3 protein-coding genes and 1 pseudogene are annotated in these 2,655 nt (G+C 64.4%); 2 read left to right on the top strand and 2 right to left on the bottom strand.

Annotation, left to right across the window (positions count from 1 at the left end):
- Positions 1-272, bottom strand: a 272-nt coding sequence (locus tag EOA86_RS29965) for an isochorismatase family protein (protein WP_128344937.1), incomplete at its 3' end; no start/stop codon positions are given.
- A 130-nt stretch (positions 273-402) separates the two neighbouring features.
- Between EOA86_RS29965 and EOA86_RS29960 the strand changes: the two genes are divergently transcribed.
- Positions 403-1,389: a helix-turn-helix domain-containing protein gene (locus EOA86_RS29960; RefSeq protein ID WP_127209781.1), complete on the top strand. Its 987-nt coding sequence runs from the start codon at positions 403-405 to the stop codon at positions 1,387-1,389.
- A gap of 9 nt (positions 1,390-1,398) precedes the next feature.
- On the opposite strand, the pseudogene EOA86_RS29955 reads toward EOA86_RS29960, so the two are convergent.
- A pseudogene (locus EOA86_RS29955) lies at positions 1,399-1,957 on the bottom strand (sugar O-acetyltransferase).
- Between the two features lie 163 nt (positions 1,958-2,120).
- Between EOA86_RS29955 and EOA86_RS29950 the strand changes: the two are divergent.
- Entirely contained in the window at positions 2,121-2,582 is a 462-nt protein-coding gene (locus tag EOA86_RS29950; protein ID WP_029349849.1) for a membrane protein, read from the top strand.
- Positions 2,583-2,655: the final 73 nt, after the last annotated feature.

Below are 2,655 nucleotides of genomic sequence, written 5' to 3'. Positions count from 1 at the left end.
TAATGATCGCGGCTTCGCCTTGATATCTCGGGATGCAATTCGGCGCCGTGGCTGCCTTTGGCGAAAATCGGCGACGTTTCGGGCGCCAGCTGCTTGATGACCACGACCTTGACGCCTGCCTCGGCGGCTGCGTCCATCGCTCGTGCTGCGTTGACGACGCTGTCGCGAAACGGCGGATATTGGATGGCCAGGTTGCCGCCATCATAGTCGTTCTGGATGTCGACGACGATGAGGGCGCGGCGTGGCGCCTTGCCTTTGACTGGTTCAGACACTGAGCTTTCCTTTCCCGTTTGGCTTTGATTGGTCGGAGGATAGGCCTGCTGCCGGATTCCAAAAGTGTCCCAATTGACATTATTCAAAAGGATTGGGACAATTCGGATCTAACCCTTATCGGTGCTCAGCATGGCCGATCCGATCGTTGCCGCCATCGCCTTCGATGGCATCAGTCCGTTCCACCTTTCCGTGCCGTGCCTTGTATTCGGCGAAGACCGCGCCGCGCTCGGCCTGCCGCGCTTCGACTTCCGCATCTGTGCGATCGAAAGCGTGCCTATCCATACCGAAGCAGGATTGACCGTGACTGCGCCTCAAGGGCTTGGCAGCCTCGATGCCGCGGACATCGTGATCGTCCCAAGCTGGCGAGATCTCGAAAATCCCCCACCTGCGGTTCTGGTAGAGGCGCTGCTGCGAGCGCACCGCAACGGCACATTGATTGTCGGACTGTGCCTCGGCACCTTCGCTGTTGCGGCGACCGGACTGCTTTCGGGGCGGCGAGCCGCGACGCACTGGGCCTATACCGAGCAGCTGCAGGCGCTTTATCCCGACATGATCGTCGATCCGGACGTGCTCTACATCGACAATGGCGATGTCATGACATCTGCCGGCGTCGCCGCCGGGCTTGACTGCTGTCTCCACATCGTGCGAGCCCGCTACGGCGCCGAGGCGGCTCTTCGACTTGCCCGGCAGATCGTGCTTTCTCCCCATCGGCAAGGTGGGCAGGCGCAGTTCATAGAACGCCCCATCGCCAGGACCGGCAACGCGGATCGCTTCACACAGGCCCTCGACACGGTGCGCAAAACGCTTGGCGATCTGCACAGTCTGGACAGCGTCGCCGACGCCGCCGGTCTCACCCGCCGGACGTTCACGCGCCGCTTCCAGAAAACGATCGGCACCAGTTTCGGCGACTGGCTGATCGATCAGCGCGTCGCGCTGGCGCAGCGGCTGCTGGAAGCAACGGAAAAATCGATGGACACGGTTGCCTTCGAGGCCGGGTTCGGTAGCGCCACGTCGCTGCGCCAGCACTTCGCGGCACGGCTCAGGACCTCGCCCGCGCAGTACCGGCGCGAATTCTCGAAGAACTCTGATCAGGACGCGCACGCCGCCTCGCGTTGATCCGGATGCTCAGCCGCGCCTGACCGGCCGCGCCGGGTTGCCCACAACCGTGGTGTTTGGCGGCACATTTGCGCGTCACCACAGCACCCGCTCCGACAATAGCGCCGGCGCCGATGCTGATCCCAGCGAGGATGACCGCACTGCCGCCGATCCAGGCATTGTCGCCGATCTCGACCGGCTTGGCGATCTCCAGCCCGGCCTGTCGCCCCGCTGCCTCTTTGTGATGCTCGGCGCAGTAGATCTGCACGTTGGGGCCGAGTAGCGTTCCCTTGCCGATGCGGACTGGCGCCGTATCGAGGATGATGCAGCCGGCATTGAGGAAGACGCCGTCGCCGAGAAAGATGTTGAAGCCGTAGGCGCAGTGGAACGGCGCTTCGATCCGGGCGCGCTCGCCCGCAGCGCCGAGCAGCGACTTCAAGGCAGGTCCGACGTCGCCACGTTGCCGGGGCGGCAAGCTGTTGTGTTCGAACACCGCGTCGCGAGCGAGGATGCGCAGCGCCTCCAGCTCTGAGTCGAGGCAAGTATACCACTCGCCCGCGGCCATTTTTATGCGCTCGCTTCCGTTCAAGGCGATGCCCTCCTGTCTTACCTGCTGTTTCAACGTGGTGTCAAAGCACAGTCCATAAAAATCGGGTAACGCAGAGATCGCAGGCCTCTGGTCAAATGCCGATCCTATGCTAGCCTGCCCCGGCTGGGCCATCCCAGGCCGTGTGATCGAGGGGGGATCAATCATGCTGTACATCCTTGCACTTCTGATCGGCGTCGTTGCCGGCCTTCGCGCCATGACCGCGCCCGCCGCCGTCGCCTGGGGCGCTTATCTCGGCTGGCTGCCGGTCGCCGTAACCTGGGCTGGTTTCATGGGCCATTGGATCACCGTCGGCATCTTCACCATCCTGGCCGTCGCCGAGCTCGTCACCGACCAGCTGCCGTCGACGCCGAGCCGCAAGGTCCCACAGCAGTTCGGCGCCCGCATCGTCATGGGCGCCTTCACCGGCGCGGTGATCGGCGCGACCGGCGGCGCCACGATCGGCGGCCTGATCGCAGGCGCCATCGGCGCGGTGATCGGCACGCTGGGCGGCGCCGAGCTGCGCAAACGCCTGGCGATCGCTTTCGGCAAGGACCTGCCAGCCGCCCTTATCGAGGACGCGGTGGCGATCATCGGTGGCCTGCTGATCGTGGCGGCGGTGGCATGACGGCAAAGACATTCGACGCCATCATCATCGGCGCCGGACAGGCCGGCCCGTCACTCGCCGGCCGGCTGACGGC

Source organism: Mesorhizobium sp. M5C.F.Ca.IN.020.32.2.1 (assembly GCF_004023105.1).
GTDB lineage: Bacteria > Pseudomonadota > Alphaproteobacteria > Rhizobiales > Rhizobiaceae > Mesorhizobium > Mesorhizobium wenxiniae.
The sequence above is the reverse complement of the archived record's forward strand: the minus strand, read 5'-3'. Positions and strand labels throughout refer to the sequence as shown.

Coding starts and splice junctions, on each gene's coding strand:
- EOA86_RS29960 (WP_127209781.1), top strand. CDS start 403: ATGGCCGATCCGATCGTTGCCGCCATCGCCTTCGATGGCATCAGTCCG.
- EOA86_RS29950 (WP_029349849.1), top strand. CDS start 2,121: ATGCTGTACATCCTTGCACTTCTGATCGGCGTCGTTGCCGGCCTTCGC.